Raw genomic sequence first — 17,331 nt, 5'->3', positions numbered from 1 at the left:
GCCCTGACCAGCGTGATCTGGCACAACGACCACACCGGCCAACCCGTCAAACGCTCGCTGACCGCCTACGACCACTAGCCCTTGGCATCAATCATCTAGACCGCGGCCGCCGCGACCGGCCGCCGCTCGGCGCCGCAGTCGATGCGTTCCAGCGCGGGGGCCGCGGACTGCCGGGGCAGCAGCGCCTGGATGGTGGAGACCAGGGTGTACTCGCCGAGCGTGAGTTCGTCCGCCGCGGGGAGCAACGGCCTTGCGCCGAGGGTGAGTTCGACGGCCGCGGCGGGCAGGTTGAGGCCGCACAGCCGGAGTTGGTGCAGTCCGCCGGACGGGCGGGTGTTGATGTCGAGGACGACCGGGCGTCCGGTGTCCCGCTCGTGCCGGAACTGGACGTTCGACAGGTAGCCGACGCCGAACTCCTCGACCAGGCGGCGGGCGGGCCCCAGGTAGGCCGGGTCGACGGTGAAGCCGCGGCGGCGGCCCTGCTTGGTGCGGCCGACCGCGGCCAGCAGCCGGCCGTCCTGCTCGGCCAGGCAGTCCACCGACACCTCGGGGCCGTCCAGGTACGGCATCACCAGCAGGTCGGCGGGGGCGGCGGAGCGCTCCAGCGCGGACAGCACCTGGTCGAGCTGGACCCGGGCGTCGACGTACCCGGCGAGCCGGCCGAGGCTGAACGGTTCGCGGGTCAGGACGCGGAAGCCCTCGCCGCCCGCGCCGGAGGCGGGCTTCAGGCAGGCGGCCGAGCCGGTGGCCTCGATCTCCTCGACGGCGGCGAGCAGTTCGGACGCGGTGTCGGCCTTCCGCCACAGCGGGGTGGGCAGCCCGACCGCGTCCAGCGCCCGGTAGCCGTCGACCTTGCTGGCGAACAGCGATATCGCGGAGGCGGGCGGGCAGACCAGCGCGGTGCCCAGCGCTTCGAAGTCGCGGCGGCGCAGCGATATCGCCAACTGGTGCAGGCGCGGCAGGAATACGTCCACGTCGTGGCGGGCGCAGAATTCCAGCGCGAATTCCACGTAGGCCTCGGCGGACAGCCCGTCCGGTTCGAGGGCGCCCAGGTCGGCGGCGGCGAGCACGGGGGAGTCGGGGTCGACGTGGGTGGCCAGGACGTGCACCGGGCGCGGCGCGGCCCGCAGCAGGTCGATGAAGAAGACGTTCTCGGCGTAGGTGCGGTTCAGCCAGACGCGGACGGGCGCGGTCACGAAGGTCTCCCTGGAGAAGGGCGTGCCGATGGGAGGTCACCGACCGGTTCGCCTGCGCTGCGGCGGCGGGCACCACGCGGTGAGGGGGCCACCTTAGCGCTGTTCCGCAGCGATTCGAACACGGGGTGGGTGAGCAGCGCGGACACCCCGGAACGGGCCTCCGGAGGGGGGTTCTGAAGGGCCTCCGACAACCCTTCGGGGAGGGGGCCCGCGCCCTCCCCGCGGGGGCGCGCGGATCGAACGATGATCGCGCCAGTGCGCTGGTCGCACTATTGCGCGCACACACCTGAATCACCCCCACGAGTGATTGCCGCCTCACCTGAACGGGCGTCAGCATGGTTGCCGCAACGTGCCGTCGACGCGATCAGGGGCCCCTCCGAAATGACGACCGAAACCACCGCCGGAATTCCCCAGACGAGGCCGCAGAGCAGCCTCTCGGTGGCGGCCGCCAAGAACCTCGCGTCGACCACCAAGTCGGCCCCGCAGATGCAGGAGATCAGCAACCGCTGGCTGCTCCGCGCGCTGCCCTGGGTCGAGGTCTCCGGCGGTACGTACCGGGTCAACCGCCGCCTGTCGTACGCGGTCGGCCGGGGCCGGGTGGGCTTCGTGCAGACCGGCCGCGAGGTCTCGGTCGTCCCGCCCACGCTGCGCGAGGTCCCGGTGCTGCGCGGCTTCGCGGACGACGCGCTGCTGGCCGAGCTGGCCGGGCGCTTCGTCCAGCGGGACTTCGCGGCGGGCGAGGTGCTGGTCGAGCAGGGCGCCGAGATCGACGAGGTGCTCCTGGTCGCGCACGGCAAGGTCGACAAGGTCGGCACCGGCAAGTACGGCGACCCGGCGGTCCTGGGCACCTTCGCCGACGGCGACCACATCGGCGACGAGGCGCTCACCGTCGCCGACCGCCGCTGGTCCTATAGCGTCAGGGCCGCCACCGCGGGCACCGCGATGGTGCTGGCCTGGCCCGCCTTCCAGGAGCTGGTCGACCGCTCCGAGGCGCTGCGCGACCAGGTCCTCGCCTTCATCGCCGACTCGCAGCTCCCGCAGACCCACAAGGGCGAGGCCGCGATCGGCATGTCGGCGGGCCACGAGGGCGAGTTCGACCTGCCGACCGCCTTCGTCGACTACGAGCTCGAACCGCGCGAGTACGAGTTGAGCGTGGCCCAGACGGTGCTGCGGGTGCACAGCCGGGTCGCCGACCTCTACAACAAGCCGATGGACCAGACCGAGCACCAGCTCCGGCTGACCGTCGAGGCGCTGCGCGAGCGCCAGGAGCACGAGCTGGTCAACAACCCGGAGTTCGGCCTGCTGGCCAACGCCGAGTACGGCCAGCGGATCCAGACCCACTCCGGCCCGCCCACCCCGGACGACCTGGACGAGCTGCTGTGCCGCCGCCGCAGCACGAAGTTCTACCTGGCCCACCCGAAGGCGATCGCCGCCTTCGGCCGGGAGTGCAACAGCCGCGGCCTGTACCCCGAGGCGATCCGGTTCGAGGGGCGGACGGTGCCGAGCTGGCGCGGCGTCCCGATCCTGACGTGCAACAAGATCCCGGTGGTCAACGGCACCACCTCGATCCTGGCGATGCGCGTCGGCGAGGACAACCAGGGCGTGATCGGCCTGCGCCCCGGCGCGCTGCCCGACCAGGTCGAGCCGGGCCTGAACGTGCGCTTCATGGGCATCGACGAGAAGGCCGTGGTCAAGTACCTGGTCAGCGCCTACTACTCGGCGGCGATCCTCGTCCCCGACGCGATCGGCGTCCTGGAGAACGTGGACGTCGCCCACTGGCAGCACTGACCACCGGGCGGGCCCACCGTCCTGGGCCCGCCCGCTCCACCGCCCGACGCTCCGTCGGCGGACGTTCCTGCGGCCCCGCAGCCGGGTCCGCCGAGGGGGAGGACTCCACCATGGCCATCACCGTGCCCGAACGCGGGCAGCACGACGCGGGCGCGACGGCCCCGGCCCCCGACGGCGGGCGCGACACCGCCGAGGCGATGGCCCTGCTCGGCCGGGCCCGCGCCGTCGTCGACCCCGCGCTGCGCGCGGCCGTCGACACCCTCCCCGAGTCGATGCGGCTGGTCTCCGGCTACCACCTGGGCTGGCTGGAGGCCGACGGCGCCCCGAGCGCGGTCGGCGCGGGCAAGGCGATCCGCCCCGCGCTGGTCCTCGCCGCGACCACCGCGGTCGGCGGCCGCCCGCAGGACGCGGTGCGGGCCGCGGCCGCGGTCGAGCTGGTGCACAACTTCACCCTGCTGCACGACGACGTCCTGGACCGCGACCACACCCGCCGCCACCGCCCCACCGCCTGGCGGGTGTTCGGCACCACCGGCGCGATCCTGGCGGGCGACGCCATGCACTCCCTCGCCCTGCGGGTCCTCGCCGAGGACCCGCACCCGGCCGCGGCCGCCTCCGTCCGCCGCCTCGCCGACTGCGTGGTCGAGCTCTGCGCGGGCCAGCAGGCCGACTGCTCCTTCGAGCAGCGCACCGACGTCACGCTCGCCGAGTGCCTGTCCATGGCGGAGGGCAAGACCGGCGCCCTGCTCGGCTGCGCGTGCGCGCTCGGCGCGCTCTACGCGGGGGCGGACGCCGAGACCGCCGACGCGATGGACGCCTTCGGCCGCGAGATCGGACTCGCCTTCCAGCTGATCGACGACCTGATCGGCATCTGGGGCGACCCGGCGGTCACCGGCAAGCCGGTGGGCGCCGACCTCGCCGCCCGCAAGAAGTCCCTCCCCGTCGTCCGCGCCCTGTCCTCCGGCACCCCCGCCGGGGCGGAGCTCGCCGCGCTCTACGCCACCGGGCGCCCGCTCAGCCCCGCCGAGCTCGCCGCGGCCGCCGACGCGGTCGACCGGGCCGGCGGCCGCGGCTGGGCCCAGACCGAGAGCTGCGACCGGATGGCCGCCGCCATCGCCCACCTCGCCGCGGCCGTCCCCGACCCGTCCCGCGCCGACGACCTCCTGGCCCTCGCCGAGCTCGTCACCCGCCGCGCCTACTGAGCGGGGAGGCCCGCCAGGGGCCCGGGTGTGAACGGCGGGAGCGGAACCAGGGGCCCGGGGAACGGCGGGGCCGTGCTGCTGGTGGCCGGAGCCCGTCGGAGGTGCGTGCTGCTGCGTGTCTTTGACCGAACCGGAAGCAGGTGCGCGCAACGGCAGTGAACCGTGAGCAGCAGACTGGGCCTCGCCGTTCCCCGGGCCCCTGGCGGGGGCTCTCGCCGTTCCCCGGGCCCCTGGCGGGGGCTCTCGCCGTTCCCCGGGCCCCTGCACGCTCATGCCCCGTCGATGATCCTCCGCTCCTTCTCCGGGTCGATCCCCAGCGGCGTGTCGAGCTGCCGGTAGGCGACCTCCGCGCGGCCGCCCGCTTCGAGCCAGGCCCAGGTGTCGGTGACGGTGTCGAGCAGCGGGCGGATGCGCAGGCCCGCGGCGAGGGCGGTGGCGGGGTCGGCCCGCCAGGTGCCGTGCCAGCCTTCGGCGGCGGGGGCCCAGAGGGGGAGTTCGACCCAGGGGGCGACCTCCGCGGCGAGCAGGTCGGCGTCCGGCGTCCAGACGAGTTCGGCGTCGGAGCCGGTCGCGGTGCGGCAGGCGTCGAGGAACTCGCCGGTGGTCGCCGAGCGGACCGGTGCGGTGGTGACGTAGCGTCCGGTCGCGCCCCGTTCGGCGAGGTCGAGGCCGAAGGCGGCGAAGTCGCGGGCGTCGACGAGGCTGAGCGGGCGGTCGGGGGCGCCGGGGGCGAGGACGCGGCCGCCGCGGGCGATCCGGTCGAGCCACCAGGGGAGGCGGCCGATGGGTTCGTGGGGGCCGATCAGCAGGCCGCAGTTGAGGACCGCGGCGGGCCCGTCGAAGTTCTCGGCGAGGGCGCGTTCGCAGCCGGCCTTGAGGGCGTTGGCGAAGGGCTGGTCGGGCGGGAGGTCGCCGGGGCAGTCGAGGGTGGGGGATTCGGCGTCGACGGGGCGGGCGGGCCAGTCGGCGAAGGCGTGGATCGAGGAGACGAAGCCGTAGTGCCCGGCGCGGCCGCTGAGCAGCCGGGCGGCGGTGGCGACGTCGTGGGGCTGCTGGCCGGAGGTGTCGACGACGGCGTCCCAGCGGCGGCCGTCGACGAGGCGCCGCAGGTCGTCGGGGTTCGCGCGGTCGCCGTGGACGGCTTCGACGCCGGGCGGGTCGGTGCGGCTGATGCCGCGGTTGAAGGTGGTGACGCGGTGGCCGCGGGCGAGCGCTTCGGTGGCGTAGGCGCGGCCGAGGAACTTGGAGCCGCCGAGCAGAAGGATGTCCATGTCTCGCAGGGTCTCCGGGGCGGTGGCCCTCCATGCGCCGCGTTCACCGGGAGCGGAGCGGTTTCGCCGGGAGCAGACGGCCGGTCAGGGGCGGTGGTGGTGTCGGCCGGAGTGCCGATCACGGGGGGAGCACATAGCATCCCGGTGTACCGGCATGTCTGAATAGTCCCTTTCGTGGGGGTAGAAGGGCGGGCGAGATGGGGAACCCGGTCGGCGCGGACCCGGAGGCGGTGCGGCGGACGGCGGCGCGGGCGTGGACCTGGGGCTACCCGATGCTGGAGAACTACCGGACGGTCTACCCGCAGGCGATCGACGACGCGGACCCGCGGTACGTCGGGGGCTTCGGCGTGTTCCGGCACTACCCGCGGCCCTTCACCCCGGACAACACGGACGTGGTGACGCCCAACAACGACACCCCGTACTCGTGGGCCTGGCTGGACCTGCGGGCCGAGCCGTGGGTGCTGGAGAAGCCCGCGACCGACCGCTACCACGTGCTGCCGGTGCACGACCTGGACACCGCGTACGTCGGGTTCGTCGGCTCGCGGACTACTGGGAGCGGCGCGGGCCGGTACCTGGTCGCGGGGCCGGGGCACCGGGCGAACCCGCCGGAGGGCTTCGACGGGGTGCTGCGGGCCGACACCAACCTGGTCGGCATCCTCGGGCGGACGTTCTCGGCGGGGCCGCAGGACGTGCCGGAGGTCGAGCGGGTGCAGGCCGGGTACCTGCTCAGGCCGCTGAGCGAGCACCTGGGCACGCCCCGGCCGGTCGCCGCGGAGCCGGTGTGGCCGGTGTGGCGGGGCGAGGAGGCGCTCGGCACCCTGGAGTTCTTCTCGCTGCTGGACTTCCTGCTGGGCTTCTTCCCGACCCTGCCCGCGGATGCCGAGCTGCGCGGCCGGTTGGCCGAACTGGGCATCGGCAGCGGCGACTTCGAACCGGCGGCGCTGCCCGCCGAGGTGCGCGAGGCCCTGCTGGCGGGCATCGCGGACGCCCGCGGGGAACTGGTCGCGGCCGCCGACGGCGCGGCCACCGGCACCGCCCTGTTCGGCACCCGGGAGCAGCTCGGCACCCGCTACCTGGACCGGGCCTGCGGCGCCCTCAAGGGCCTGTACGGGCTGCCCGCCGAGGAGGCCTGGTACGGCGGCTGGGAGTCGACGGCGGGCGGCCGGGAGCCCGCGGTGCTGCGCTTCGCCGCCGGGCAGCTCCCGCCCGCCCGGTTCTTCTGGTCGGCGACCGCGTACCGCCTCCCGGAGCGGCTGCTGGTCGCCAACGAGATCGACCGGTACTCGATCGGCGACCGCACCCCCGGCCTGGTGTACGGCGAGGACGGCTCGCTGACCCTCCGCCTCCAGCACGAACGGCCCACGGAGCCCGAGGAGTTCGCGAACTGGCTGCCCGTCCCCGAGGGCCCGTACTTCGTCGCGGTGCGCGCCTACGGCCCGGAACCCGCCCTGCTGGAAGGCAGTTGGCGGCTGCCCACGCCCACTCCCCGATGAAGTCACCGACCAGACAAGGACGTTCGCATGGCTGACGCCACCCCCGAGATGCTGGCCGCCGAGGCCCTGGTGTACGGATCCCCGCTGGTGGCCAATCTGACCACGGTGGACGCCGTCGTCCGCCGGGGGCTGGGCACGATCGGCCCGACGCCGTGGAACACCTTCGGCCACGCCACCGAACTCGCGGGCCCCGCTTCGCACTTCGTGTCGGTGAACAACGACACCGTGTACTCGGTCGCCCCGCTGGACCTGTCGGCCGGGCCGCTGCTGCTGCACGTCCCGGACACCGGCGGCGCGTACCACGTGCTGCAGTTCGTCGACGCCTGGACGAACAACTTCGCCTACGCGGGCCGCCGTTCCTCCGGCACCGCCGAGCAGACCTGGCTGGTCGCCCCGCCCGGCTGGGCGGGCGCGGCCCCGGAGGGCGTGCCGGTGATCGTCGCGCCGACGGCGGTGGCGGTGATCGCGGTGCGCAACTACTGCGCCGGGCCGGACGACCTGGAGCGGGTCCGGGAGCTGCAGCGGCAGTTGACGCTCACCCCGCTGGAGGGCGGCGGCACCCCGGCGGGGCTGCCGGAGCCGGCCGCGGGCGTCCCGGAGGAACTGCTGTTCCTGGAGCGGCTGCGGCTGTGGATGGCGGCCTTCCCGCCCGCCGCCGCCGACGTCGCCTTCCAGCAGCGCTTCGCCCCGATCGGCCTGCTCGACGAGGGCCGCTCGCCGTACCCGGACGGCCCGGCCGAGTGGGCGGCGGCGCTGGCCAAGGGCCTGGCGGCGGGCCGGGAGCGGGTGGAGGCGGCGACCCTCGGCACCGGTGACCCCACCGGCGAGTGGGCCGCCAACCTGCACCTGTTCGACTACAACCTGGACTTCCTCGGCCCCGGCACCCGAGACGAGCCGCAGTGGCGGATCGCCGACCGCCGCGCCGCGTACCTGTCCCGCGCGGTCGCCGCCCGGGCCGGCCTGTGGGGCAACCACGCCTACGAGGCCGTCTACGCCACCACGTACAACGACGCGGACGGCGTCCCGCTGACCGGCGCGCACGCGTACACCCTGCGGTTCGAGCGGACCCCGCCGGTGGGCGCGTTCTGGTCGGTGACGATGTACGGCACCCCCGAGTACCTGCTGGTCGCCAACGAGATCGACCGGTACTCGATCGGCGACCGCACCCCCGGCCTGGTGCGCGGCGAGGACGGCTCGCTGACCCTCTACCTCCAGCACGAACGGCCCGCGGAGCCCGAGGAGTTCGCGAACTGGCTGCCCGCGCCCGCGGGCGGGTTCCGGCCGATGGTGCGGATGTACCAGCCGCAGGACGCGGTGCTCGACGGCAGCTACCGGCTGCCCGCGATCCGGCTGCGCTGACCGGTAGGGGGACGGAGATGGGAGACGCGATCGGGCAGATGCTGGCCTCGGCGGTCGGCATCGCGATCAGCCCGCTGCCGCTGATCGCGGTGATCCTGATGCTGGCGACCCCGCGCGGGCGCTCCAACGGCATCGCGTTCACCGCGGGCTGGGTGGTGGCGCTGTCCGCGGTCACCGCCGTGGTGGTGCTGGCCGGTTCGGGCATCGACACCGCCGCCGGGACGCCCGACTGGTCGTACTGGGTGAAGCTGGCGCTGGGCGTGCTGTTCCTGCTGCTGGCGGCCAAGCAGTGGCAGGGGCGGCCCCGGGAGGGGAAGGTCGCCGAGCCGCCGGGCTGGATGCGGGCGGTCGACCGGTTCACCCCGGCGAAGTCGGCGGGGCTGGCGGCGGTGCTGGCCGCCGCGAACCCGAAGAACCTGGTGCTGGCGGTCGGCGGTGCGGTCTCCATCGCCACCAGCGGCGCGAGCGGCGGCGGCAAGGCGGTCGCGGGCGCGCTGCTGGTGCTGATCGGCTCGCTGTGCACCCTGCTGCCGCTGGGCGTCTACCTGCTCGGCGGGGCGCGGGCGGGCGAGGTGCTGGGCGGCTGGAAGGCGTGGATGTCGGCGCACAACTCGGCGATCATGCTGGTGCTGCTGCTGGTCCTCGGCGTGAAGTACGTCGGTGACGCCGTGTCGGGCCTGACCTGATGCGGCTGCCGTCCCCCCGCTCCCTGGGGCGGCCGAAGCCGAGCGACGTCACCTCGGGCCTGGTCACCGGCCTGTTCTCGATCCCGGAGGGCATGGCGTACGCGTCGATCGCCGGGTTCAACCCGGTCGCGGGCCTGTTCTCCGGGGTCGTCCCGGCGATCGTCGGCTCGCTGGCCGCCCGCACCGTGCTGATGGTCACCACGCTGACCAGCGCGATCGCGCTGACCTCGCAGAGCGTGCTGAGCGACGCCGGGCTGGACCCGGCGGACACCGGGAACGTGGCGCTGCTGGGCCTGCTGTCCGGCGCGGTGATGCTGCTGATGGGCGTGCTGCGCCTGGGTGTGGTGCTCAGCTTCGTCTCCAACGCGGTCATGGTGGGCTTCTCCACCGGCATCGCGCTGCAGATCGTGGTCGGCGTCCTGGAGGACGCCACCGGGTACGACCCGCAGGGCCACAACAAGCTGGTGCAGCTCGGCGACTGGCTGGTGCACGCCGGCTCCTGGGAGCTCGCCGCGACGCTGACGGCGGCGGCGACCGTCGCGGTGTGGGCGCTCGCGCACGCGGTGGAGCGGCTGCGGACGGTGGCGCTGCTGGTGGCGATGGTGGTGGTCAGCTGCGGGGTGGCGCTGCTGGGCACCGACGTCGACCTGGTCGGCGGCATCGCCGACATCCCCGCCGCGCTGCCGCACTTCACCGCCCCCGACTGGTCGGCCACCTGGCACCTGCTCGGCGGGGCGCTGTCGATCGCCCTGGTGGCGCTCGCCCAGGCCGCCGGGATCAGCCCCTCGGTGCCCAACCCGGACGGCTCGAAGTCCAGCGTCAACGGCGACTTCACCGCGCAGGGCCTGGCCAACGTCACCGGTTCGCTGTTCCAGTCGCTGCCGGTCGGCGGCTCGCTGTCGCGCACCGGCGTCGCCGTCTCGGCCGGGGCCCGCACCCGCTGGGCGGGCGTGTTCTCCGGCGTCTGGCTGGCGCTGATCGTGCTGGCGCTGGCCCCGCTGGCCGAGCACATCCCGATGCCGGTGATCGGCGGCCTGATCATCGTGGTCGGCGGGGAGCTGATCGTCGGCAAGGTCCCCGACGTCGAGCTGGTGCTGCGCACCTCGAAGCTGTCCGCCGCCGCGATGGCGGTCACCTTCCTGGGCACCACCCAGCTGCCGCTGCAGCGGGCGATCGTCCTCGGCGCGGTGCTCTCGCTGCTGCTCTACTGCGTCCAGGCGTCCCGGCAGGCGAGGCTCTGCGCGCTCACCCGCACCGCGGACGGGCGCTGGGAGTTCGCCGACCCCCCGGCCGAACTGCCCGCCGGGCGGGTCACCGTGCTCGCCTACAGCGGCACCAGCCTGTTCGCCGAGCTCCCGCTGATCGACGCCGACTGGCCACGGGCCCCGGACGGGCCCGCGGTGCTGGTGCTGGTGGTGCGCACCGTTCCCGACGTGCCCTCGTCCAGCATGGTCAAGCTGCTGCGGCGGAAGGACGACGAGCTGGGCGCCCGCGGCGGACGGTTGATCGTCGCCGGGGCGCAGCCCTCCTTCGTCCGGCTCGCCGAGCACACCGGCCTGGCCGGGGCGCTCGGCCCGGACGGAGTCGTTCCCGCCGACCCCGTCCTGGGCGCCTCGCTGGAGGAGGCCGTGGCCCGCGGTGAGCGCTGGCTGTCGGGCGAGCGCACCGCGGCGGACTGACGGGCCGTCACGGCGACGGTGCGGAGGCCGGTGCGGAGGCCGGTGCGGACGGGTCGGCGGGGGTCTCCGGAGCGGACGAGGACGCGGACGCGGAGGGGGACGGCTCCGTCGGCGCGGACGAGGACGCCGACGGCGAAGGGCTCGGCGCGGCCGGGTCGGAGGCGCTCGCGGAGGGCGTGGGCGTGGGCGTCGCGGTCGGCGTGGCACTGCCGGAGGGCGTCGGGTCCGGGTCGGGCACGCCGCGGTGGTCGCTGCCGCCCTCCAGGGTCACCACGGCGCCGGACGGCGGCAGCGCCAGGTGCGCCGTCCAGCGGGACTGCGGGGCGCGGGCCTCGTCGACCGTGACGGTCACGGTGATCCGCTGGCCGGGGGCGAGGGTGCCGGAGTCCCGGCTGAGCCGCAGCCAGTCCACGTCCAGCACGGCGTGCCAGGACAGCGGCCCGTCCCCGGAGTTGGTGAGCGTCAGCACGGTGCGGTTGCCGTACGCACCGGCCTCCACGGTCAGGCTCGCGGTGGCGGCCGGCGGCGGGCCGGGCTGGGGGGTCAGCGCGGGGCTGGAGAGCGGCGCGGCACCGGGCGAGGGCACCGGCACGGCGGGGCCCTGAACCGTCGGCAGGGACGTTTCTGCGGCCACCGCGCCCGCCAGCTCCATCGCGGCGACCCGCTCGGCCGGGGGCAGCCCCGCGACCGCGGTCGGCTCCGGCACCGGGACGCGCTGCCCGGGCGCCGCCGTCGGGTCGACCCGCACCGAGGACACCGCCGCGGCCTGCTCCTCGGCGCCGCCGCCCCGGTGCGCGCTCCACAGCGCCACCACCGGCGCGGCCAGCACGGCCGCCAGCACGCCCGTGGTCACCACCCGCTGCCGCACCGCCGTGCCGCGCGGCGCCGAGGGCATCCGGTGCCGGGGGAAGCCGCGCTGGTCGAACCGCGGCTGGGCCGGGCCCTGCGCGACCCGCCGCCCGGCCGCCGCGCCGGACAGGAACGCCGTCCCGCCGGAGGGCGCCGCCCGGCCGGGGCGCAGCGGTCCCGGCGCGGCCAGCAGCGGCAGGCCCGGCAGCCCGGCCAGACCGTGCCCGAGCTGGCCCGCGACCCGCTCGGCGGTGCCCCGGCAGGTCGGGCACTCCACCAGGTGCAGCACCAGTTCGCGGCGCAGCGCCGGGCCGAGCACCCAGCCCCGCCAGGACTCCGCGCCGACGCCGCCGAGCTGCGCCAGTTCCGGGCAGGAGCCGACGCCGAGCACCAGCAGGGCCGTCCTGGTCCGGCCGACCTCGGCGCCCGCCGCGTCCAGCAGCGCGGCCGCGGCCGCGGTGCTCAGGCCGAGCACGGCGGCGACCTCGGCGCCGTCCAGCCGGTGCCGCACCGCGAGCTCCAGCGCCTCGCGCTGCTCGGGGTCGGTGCCGGCCGCCTCCGGCCAGGCCAGCGAGGCGAGTTCGCGCCGCCGCTCGCGGACCGTGCCGGGCCCGGGCGGCCCGTCCGCGGGGGCGCCGTCCTCCCCGGCCGCGCCTTCGAGCCGGGCCAGGCAGCGGTGCCGGGCCAGCGCGTACAGCCAGGCGCGCAGCAGCGCCGGGTCGTCGAGCCGGTCGCCGTGGCGCTGGGCCAGGTCGCGGACTTCCAGGACGGCCGCGGTGGCGGCTTCGTGCTCGCAGAGCACGGACAGGCAGTAGGTGAACAGCCCGTCGACGCACGCGCCGTACGCCCGGAGTGCCGGGGACGGGTCGACGGGGTGGGGCTGGCCGGTGGTCACCCGAACGACGGTAGGCAGCCGAAACCCGTTGCCCGGGAGGTTTCGGCCGCTTGTCCTTCTTTCGGGTAACAGGACCGATTCCTTGTTCGCCCGGTTGACGCCGTTCGGGTGACGTCCGGGCGTTGTCGGTGCGAGGCGCTACCGTGGCCCGCATGGCTGCCCGTACCAAGACCACCGCCAAGGCGCGCCCCTCGTACCGCTGCACCGAGTGCGGCGCCCAACTGCTCAAGTGGGTCGGCCGCTGCACCGAGTGCAACGCCTGGGGCACGGTGGAGGAGCACGGCGCCGTCCCGGTCCGGACGACCGCGGCCGGGCCGGTCTCCGCGCCCGCCAAGCCGATCGGGCAGGTCGACGGCCAGGTGGCCACCGCCCGCTCCACCGGCGTCCCGGAGCTGGACCGGGTGCTCGGCGGCGGCCTGGTGCCGGGCGCCGTGGTGCTGCTCGCGGGCGAGCCCGGCGTCGGCAAGTCGACGCTGCTGCTGGACGTCGCGGCGAAGGCCGCCAGCGACCGGCACCGCACGCTGTACGTCACCGGAGAGGAGTCCGCCGGCCAGGTGCGGCTGCGGGCGGACCGGATCAACGCGCTCTCCGACCACCTCTACCTCGCCGCCGAGCAGGACCTGGGCGCGGTCCTCGGCCACGTCGAGGCGGTCAACCCCTCGCTGCTGGTCATGGACTCGGTGCAGACCGTGGCCTCCGCCGAGCTGGACGGTGCGCCCGGCGGCCCGGCCCAGGTCCGCGAGGTGGCGGGCGCGCTGATCCGCGCCTCCAAGGAGCGCGGCATGGCCACCCTGCTGGTCGGCCACGTCACCAAGGACGGCCAGATCGCCGGCCCCCGCCTGCTGGAGCACCTGGTGGACGTGGTGCTCTCCTTCGAGGGCGACCGGCACGCCCGGCTGCGGCTGATCCGCGGCGTCAAGAACCGCTACGGCGCGACCGACGAGGTCGGCTGCTTCGAGCTGCACGACGAGGGCATCGTCGGCCTGGCCGACCCGTCCGGCCTGTTCCTGACCCGCCGCGACAAGGCCGTCCCCGGCACCTGCCTGACCGTCACGCTGGAGGGCAAGCGCCCGCTGGTGGCCGAGGTGCAGGCGCTGATGGTCGACTCGCAGATCCCCTCGCCGCGGCGCACCACCTCCGGCCTGGAGTCGCCGCGGATCGCGATGATCCTGGCGGTGGTCGAGCGGCACGGCGGCGTGAAGCTCGGCAAGCAGGACATCTACACGGCCACGGTCGGCGGCGTGAAGCTCACCGAGCCCTCGGCGGACCTGGCGATCGCCCTGGCGGTGGCCTCCTCCTCCACCGACACGCCGCTGCCGAACAACCTGGTGGCGATCGGCGAGGTCGGCCTGGCGGGCGAGGTGCGGCGGGTGACGGGCGTGCAGCGCCGCCTCGCCGAGGCGCACCGGCTCGGCTTCACGCACGCCCTCGTCCCGCCGGACCCGGGCAAGGTCCCGGCGGGCATGAAGGTGGTGGAGGTCGCCGACATCGGCGAGGCGCTGCGGGCGATCCCGGGCCGCCGCTCCCGCTCGAAGCCCCGCGCGGACGCCGCCCCGCCGGCCCGCACGCCCGCCGATCCGGGCGCCCAGGCGCTCGCCCGGGCCCGCGCCCAGTCCCCCGTCCCGGCCTTCCCGGAGGAGCTGATGGCGGGTTGGGAGCCGGTCGACTCGGACGAACTGGGCTGACCCACGCCCCGCCACGGCCGTACGCAGTTAGACTTCACCTGCTCATCGGCATCATTCGCAGCAACAACAGACAGACCGTCGGCCGCCGCGGCACACGGTTCGGGTCGGCCCAAGGAGTCACGTGGCAGCCATCGACCGGGCGGACAAGTCCTCCCGCGAGGAGGCCCTGCTGCGGGCTTCCCTCAGTGCGATCGCGCCGGGCACGGCGCTGCGGGACGGCCTGGAGCGGGTGCTCCGGGCCAACACCGGCGGCCTGATCGTCCTCGGCTTCGACAAGAGCGTGGACGCGCTGTGCACCGGCGGCTTCGTGCTGGACGTCGAGTTCACCGCCACCCGGCTGCGCGAGCTGTGCAAGCTGGACGGCGCGGTGATCCTGGACAAGGACCACGCCAAGATCCTGCGCGCGGGCGTCCACCTGATGCCGGACGCGAACATCCCCACCGACGAGACCGGCACCCGCCACCGCACCGCCGAGCGGGTCAACCGGCAGACCGGCTACCCGGTGGTCGCGGTCTCGCACTCGATGCGGCTGATCGCCATCTACGTCAACGGCGCCCGCCGGGTGCTGGAGGACTCCACCACCGTGCTGTCCCGCGCCAACCAGGCGCTGGCCACCCTGGAGCGCTACAAGCTCCGCCTCGACGAGGTGGCCGGCACCCTGTCCGCGCTGGAGATCGAGGACCTGGTCACCGTCCGGGACGTCTCGGCGGTGGTGCAGCGCCTGGAGATGGTCCGGCTGATCGCGGGCGAGATCGCCGGGTACGTGCTGGAGCTCGGCACCGACGGCCGGCTGCTCTCGCTGCAGCTGGACGAGCTGATCGCCGGCGTCGAGCCGGAGCGCGAACTCGTCGTGCGCGACTACTTCCCGGACCGCGCGGCCAAGAAGGGCCGCACCGTCACCGAGGTGCTCGCCGACCTGGAGGCGCTCACCCACGCCGAGCTGCTCGACCTGCAGACCGTCGCCAAGGCGCTCGGCTACACCGGCACCCCCGAGTCGCTGGACTCCGCGGTCTCCCCGCGCGGCTACCGGCTGCTGGCCAAGGTGCCGCGGCTGCCCAACACCGTCATCGAGCGCCTGGTCGACCACTTCGGCGGCCTGCAGAAGCTGCTCGCCGCGTCCATCGACGACCTGCAGACCGTCGAGGGCGTCGGCGAGACCCGGGCCCGCTCGGTGCGCGAGGGGCTGTCCCGGCTCGCCGAGTCCTCGATCCTGGAGCGGTACGTCTAGCCCTGCTCCTCCTCCGGGCCCTGCTCCTCCGCCGGCGGGTCCACCGCGTAGAGCAGCGCGAACAGGGTCACCTCGACGGCGTCCGGGCCGGTGTGGTCCTCCTCCGCGAACGCCTCGTCCAGCGCCTCGTTCATCCGTTCGCGCAGCCGCCGCAGCCGTTCCGGGCTGAGCCGGAGGGTGGCGTGCGCGAACTTGCCGGTCCGCTTCTCCGGGGACATGTCGATCCGTCCGGACAGGAAGTGCCGCTGGAACTCGGAGCGCACCAGGTCCATCGCGGCCAGCACCGCCTCCAGCACGGCCGGCTGCTCCCCACCCTCCGCGAAGACCTGCGGCGACAGCCGCAGTGACTGCTGGGCCGAGCGGTAGCGGCTCTCCACGATCCCGGAGACCAGCCGGGTCTCCGCCACGTACACCAGCCCGGTCTGCTCCAGCTGCTTGACGTGCCGGTACAGCTTGGTCGGCGCCTCGTCGAGCTCGGCGGCGACCTCCTTCACCGACACCGGCTCCGGGTCGCGCTTCATCAGCACCCCGAGGACGGCCAGTCGCAGCGGGTCCGCCAGGGCCTTCAGCGTCGCGACGTCCGTGACCTCGCGCTCCTTCATCTGATCCACCACGTTCACATTCAGCCATAGCGTCAACGCTTGCGCAATTATTCTCGGCTGTGCAACCATTCACGTACACGTGAATGGTTGCCGAGTCGTGAACATGGGCGGAGACATGAACGAGGAACGAGGGACGACCGCGACGCTCGAACCGGAGGCCGCCGCGGTGCCGCTGCGCCGCAACCGCCGCTTCCAGACGCTCTGGGCCGGCTCCGCGTCCGCGATGCTCGGCACCTGCCTCGCCGACACCGCGTACCCGCTGCTGCTGCTCGCGATGACCGGCTCCCCGACGGTGGCCGGGGCGTTCGGCGCCGTCCAGTTCGGCGCCTCCGTGCTGTTCGGCCTGCACGGCGGCACGGTCGCCGACCGGCACGACCGGCGGCGGATCCTGGTCCTGGCCGACACCGTCCGGCTGCTCACCGCGCTCAGCGTCGCGCTCGCCCTGGCCGCCGACCGGCTGACCGTCCCGCACGCGCTGCTCGCCGCCGCCGCCATCGGCGCGACCATGGCCTACGGCGGCCCCGCCCGGATGCTCGCGCTGCGCGTCGTCGTCCCGCCCGAGCAGCTCCGCCAGGCCCTCTCCCAGGACGAACTCCGGGTCAACGGCGCCGCGCTGGCCGGCCCGCCGCTGGCCGGGTTCCTGCTCGGCCTCGGCACCGCCGTGCCCTTCCTGGCCACCGTCCTCACCTCCGGCCTCGCCCTCGGCGCGAGCGTCGCCGTCCGCTTCGACTCCCGCCCGGACGAGCGGGCGCGGGCGGGCGGCAAGGAGCGGGGCGCCGCGTTCGCCGGCCTGCGCTACCTGTTCGCCAACCGGATGCTGCGCGGCACCCTGCTGGTCGTCGCCGCGCTCAACCTCACCGGCTCGGCGATGCTCCTCGCCGCCATGGTCCTGCTCCGCGACCACGGCACCTCCGAGGCGGGCATCGGCCTGGCCCTCACCGGCGAGGCCGTCGGCGGCCTGCTCGGCGCGCTGCTGGTCTCCCGCCTGCACCGCCTGCTGAGCCCCGGCGCCCTGCTGCTGGTCGTCGCCTGGGCCGCGGTGCTCTCCTTCGCCGCCCCCGCGGCGGCGCCCGGCCCGCTGGTGGTCCTCGCCGCGCTCGCCCTGACCGGGCTCGGTGTGCCCGCCCTGCGCGTCATGCTGGACGTCCTGGTCTTCCAGCGCGTCCCCGAGGCGATGCGCGGCCGCGCGATGGCCGGCACCATGACCCTCCTGATGGCGGGCCTCCCGCTCGGCACGATGACCGCGGGCCTGCTGCTCGACCGGATCCCGGCCCCGACCGTCCTGCTCCTGCTCGCCGCGGCCCTCGCCGCCGCGCTCCTCCCGCTCACCCTCGGCCGCGCCCTGCGCGGGACCAGCTGGACGGCATGATCGGCCGAGAACGGCGGGACGCGCGCGTGGGG

Annotated in this window: 13 protein-coding genes; 9 read left to right on the top strand and 4 right to left on the bottom strand. The window is 74.9% G+C overall.

Annotated elements, in window-relative coordinates; all coding sequences use genetic code 11:
- Positions 1–95: 95 nt before the first annotated feature.
- Entirely contained in the window at positions 96–1,196 is a 1,101-nt protein-coding gene (locus OO57_RS29735) for an ATP-grasp domain-containing protein (protein WP_051778410.1), read from the bottom strand.
- Positions 1,197–1,577: 381 nt separating this feature from the next.
- On the opposite strand from OO57_RS29735, the gene OO57_RS29730 reads away from it, so the two are divergent.
- Together OO57_RS29730 and OO57_RS29725 are read left to right on the top strand one after the other, a co-directional pair.
- Positions 1,578–2,984, top strand: a complete 1,407-nt coding sequence (locus OO57_RS29730) for a family 2B encapsulin nanocompartment shell protein (protein ID WP_033255800.1) — start codon at positions 1,578–1,580, stop codon at positions 2,982–2,984.
- A gap of 197 nt (positions 2,985–3,181) precedes the next feature.
- Entirely contained in the window at positions 3,182–4,183 is a 1,002-nt protein-coding gene (locus tag OO57_RS29725) for a family 2 encapsulin nanocompartment cargo protein polyprenyl transferase (protein ID WP_051778411.1), read from the top strand.
- 269 nt (positions 4,184–4,452) lie between these two features.
- Here the strand turns inward: OO57_RS29725 and OO57_RS29720 are convergent, their stop codons facing one another.
- Positions 4,453–5,454 (bottom strand): NAD-dependent epimerase/dehydratase family protein, encoded by a 1,002-nt coding sequence (locus tag OO57_RS29720; RefSeq protein ID WP_033255798.1) that lies wholly within the window; start codon positions 5,452–5,454, stop codon positions 4,453–4,455.
- Between the two features lie 197 nt (positions 5,455–5,651).
- Here OO57_RS29720 and OO57_RS29715 point away from each other — a divergent pair, with 197 nt between their 5' ends.
- Genes OO57_RS29715 through OO57_RS29700 form a run of 4 tightly spaced genes read left to right on the top strand, consistent with a single transcriptional unit; the run spans position 5,652 to position 10,671 of the window.
- Positions 5,652–6,947 carry a DUF1254 domain-containing protein gene (locus tag OO57_RS29715; RefSeq protein ID WP_033255797.1) on the top strand — a complete coding sequence of 432 codons (1,296 nt, stop codon included), beginning with the start codon at positions 5,652–5,654 and terminating at the stop codon, positions 6,945–6,947.
- A gap of 27 nt (positions 6,948–6,974) precedes the next feature.
- The gene (locus OO57_RS29710) at positions 6,975–8,306 is read left to right on the top strand and encodes a DUF1254 domain-containing protein (protein WP_033255796.1); all 1,332 of its coding nucleotides are present in this window, start codon (positions 6,975–6,977) and stop codon (positions 8,304–8,306) included.
- Between the two features lie 17 nt (positions 8,307–8,323).
- Positions 8,324–8,992, top strand: a complete 669-nt coding sequence (locus OO57_RS29705; RefSeq protein WP_033255795.1) for a GAP family protein — start codon at positions 8,324–8,326, stop codon at positions 8,990–8,992.
- Positions 8,992–10,671 carry a SulP family inorganic anion transporter gene (locus tag OO57_RS29700; RefSeq protein WP_033255794.1) on the top strand — a complete coding sequence of 560 codons (1,680 nt, stop codon included), beginning with the start codon at positions 8,992–8,994 and terminating at the stop codon, positions 10,669–10,671. The genes OO57_RS29705 and OO57_RS29700 overlap by 1 nt, the downstream gene beginning before the upstream one ends.
- 7 nt (positions 10,672–10,678) lie before the next feature.
- On the opposite strand, the gene OO57_RS29695 is transcribed toward OO57_RS29700, so the two are convergent.
- Positions 10,679–12,415, bottom strand: a complete 1,737-nt coding sequence (locus tag OO57_RS29695; RefSeq protein WP_051778409.1) for a BACON domain-containing protein — start codon at positions 12,413–12,415, stop codon at positions 10,679–10,681.
- Between the two features lie 152 nt (positions 12,416–12,567).
- Here OO57_RS29695 and radA point away from each other — a divergent pair, with 152 nt between their 5' ends.
- The gene (gene radA, locus OO57_RS29690; protein ID WP_033255793.1) at positions 12,568–14,100 is read left to right on the top strand and encodes a DNA repair protein RadA; all 1,533 of its coding nucleotides are present in this window, start codon (positions 12,568–12,570) and stop codon (positions 14,098–14,100) included.
- Positions 14,101–14,221: 121 nt separating this feature from the next.
- Positions 14,222–15,328 carry a DNA integrity scanning diadenylate cyclase DisA gene (gene disA, locus OO57_RS29685; RefSeq protein ID WP_051778408.1) on the top strand — a complete coding sequence of 369 codons (1,107 nt, stop codon included), beginning with the start codon at positions 14,222–14,224 and terminating at the stop codon, positions 15,326–15,328.
- On the opposite strand, the gene OO57_RS39940 is transcribed toward disA, so the two are convergent.
- Entirely contained in the window at positions 15,325–15,942 is a 618-nt protein-coding gene (locus OO57_RS39940; protein ID WP_158715267.1) for a winged helix-turn-helix domain-containing protein, read from the bottom strand. The two genes, disA and OO57_RS39940, sit on opposite strands and share 4 nt — an antisense overlap.
- Before the next feature lie 103 nt (positions 15,943–16,045).
- On the opposite strand from OO57_RS39940, the gene OO57_RS29675 reads away from it, so the two are divergent.
- Positions 16,046–17,299, top strand: a complete 1,254-nt coding sequence (locus tag OO57_RS29675) for an MFS transporter (RefSeq protein ID WP_033255792.1) — start codon at positions 16,046–16,048, stop codon at positions 17,297–17,299.
- The last annotated feature ends 32 nt before the right edge of the window (positions 17,300–17,331 follow it).

Source organism: Kitasatospora phosalacinea, assembly GCF_000717185.1.
GTDB lineage: Bacteria > Actinomycetota > Actinomycetes > Streptomycetales > Streptomycetaceae > Kitasatospora > Kitasatospora phosalacinea_A.
Note: the sequence above shows the minus strand (reverse complement) of the source record. Positions and strands in the feature narration are given on the sequence as shown.

What these genes read in the sequence shown, in the direction of transcription:
- OO57_RS29725 (WP_051778411.1), top strand. Translation starts at nt 3,182, where the DNA reads ATGGCCCTGCTCGGCCGGGCCCGCGCCGTCGTCGACCCCGCGCTGCGC.
- radA (WP_033255793.1), top strand. Translation starts at nt 12,568, where the DNA reads ATGGCTGCCCGTACCAAGACCACCGCCAAGGCGCGCCCCTCGTACCGC.
- OO57_RS29730 (WP_033255800.1), top strand. Translation starts at nt 1,578, where the DNA reads ATGACGACCGAAACCACCGCCGGAATTCCCCAGACGAGGCCGCAGAGC.
- OO57_RS29675 (WP_033255792.1), top strand. Translation starts at nt 16,046, where the DNA reads ATGAACGAGGAACGAGGGACGACCGCGACGCTCGAACCGGAGGCCGCC.
- OO57_RS29710 (WP_033255796.1), top strand. Translation starts at nt 6,975, where the DNA reads ATGGCTGACGCCACCCCCGAGATGCTGGCCGCCGAGGCCCTGGTGTAC.
- OO57_RS29705 (WP_033255795.1), top strand. Translation starts at nt 8,324, where the DNA reads ATGGGAGACGCGATCGGGCAGATGCTGGCCTCGGCGGTCGGCATCGCG.
- OO57_RS29700 (WP_033255794.1), top strand. Translation starts at nt 8,992, where the DNA reads ATGCGGCTGCCGTCCCCCCGCTCCCTGGGGCGGCCGAAGCCGAGCGAC.
- OO57_RS29720 (WP_033255798.1), bottom strand. Translation starts at nt 5,454, where the DNA reads ATGGACATCCTTCTGCTCGGCGGCTCCAAGTTCCTCGGCCGCGCCTAC.
- OO57_RS29715 (WP_033255797.1), top strand. Translation starts at nt 5,652, where the DNA reads ATGGGGAACCCGGTCGGCGCGGACCCGGAGGCGGTGCGGCGGACGGCG.